This window comes from Streptomyces populi, assembly GCF_002911015.1.
In the GTDB taxonomy this organism is placed as follows: Bacteria; Actinomycetota; Actinomycetes; order Streptomycetales; family Streptomycetaceae; genus Streptomyces; species Streptomyces populi.
Genome location: NZ_KZ627097.1, coordinates 1 through 849 on the forward strand (window position 1 = coordinate 1; position 849 = coordinate 849).

2 protein-coding genes are annotated in these 849 nt (G+C 71.8%); both read left to right on the forward strand.

Going from position 1 to position 849, the window contains the following annotated elements:
- Window positions 1-172, forward strand: a 172-nt coding sequence (locus CW362_RS42850; RefSeq protein WP_276313773.1) for a carboxyl transferase domain-containing protein, incomplete at its 5' end; no start/stop codon positions are given.
- A 72-nt stretch (window positions 173-244) separates the two neighbouring features.
- Window positions 245-849 (forward strand): ScbR family autoregulator-binding transcription factor (locus tag CW362_RS42855; protein ID WP_103554957.1); only part of this gene is annotated, 605 nt, incomplete at its 3' end.

Consider the following 849-nt stretch of genomic DNA (forward strand, 5'->3'; position numbering starts at 1 on the left):
CAAGGAGTACAAGGCCGAGCTGATGCACCCCTACTACGCGGCCGAGCGCGGTCTGGTCGACGACGTCATCGACCCCGCCGAGACCCGCGAGGTCCTTATCAGGTCGCTCGCGATGCTGCACACCAAGCACGCCGACCTGCCCTCCCGCAAGCACGGCAACCCCCCGCAATAATCACGCTACGCAAGTGGTTCGTGACGTCGCTGTCCTCCTGGCTCTCGGCGTCCCCACGCCCCAGGAGGCAGCATGGTCAAGCAGGAACGAGCCGCCCGGACCCGGCAGGCGCTGGTCCGGGCCGCGGCCGAGGCGTTCGCGGAGGAGGGCTTCGTCCACGCCTCGCTCGGCGCCATCAGCAAACGGGCCGGTGTCAGCAACGGCGCCCTGTACTTCCACTTCGCCAACAAGCGGATGCTCGCCGAGGCGGTCGAGGCGGAGGCCGCCGAGACGCTGCGCCGGATCACCGAGGCGGCCTGGGCCGCACAGGGCAACTCCCTGCAGCGGGTGGTGGACGCCTCCCACGAACTGATGGGCGTCCTGGCCCGCGACATCGTGGTGCGAAGCGGTTTCGAGCTCGCCGCCGACATGGCGCGCCGCACCGAGTCCCCGCTGCGCCGGCAGTGGCGGCACTGGGTCGAGGACGTGCTGCGCGGGGCCGAGCGCGGCGGCGCGCTCGCCGAGGGGATGTCGTGGAGGGACGGCGCCGGCGTCATCGTCGCCGCGACCACGGGCTTCGAGGTGCTCGGCGGCTCGGACGCCGGCTGGCTCTCCCGGCAGAACATCACCCGCTTCTGGGAGGTGCTGCTGCCGTGCCTCGCCGACCGGCAGGGACTGGAGTCGCTGGTGTGCGCGGG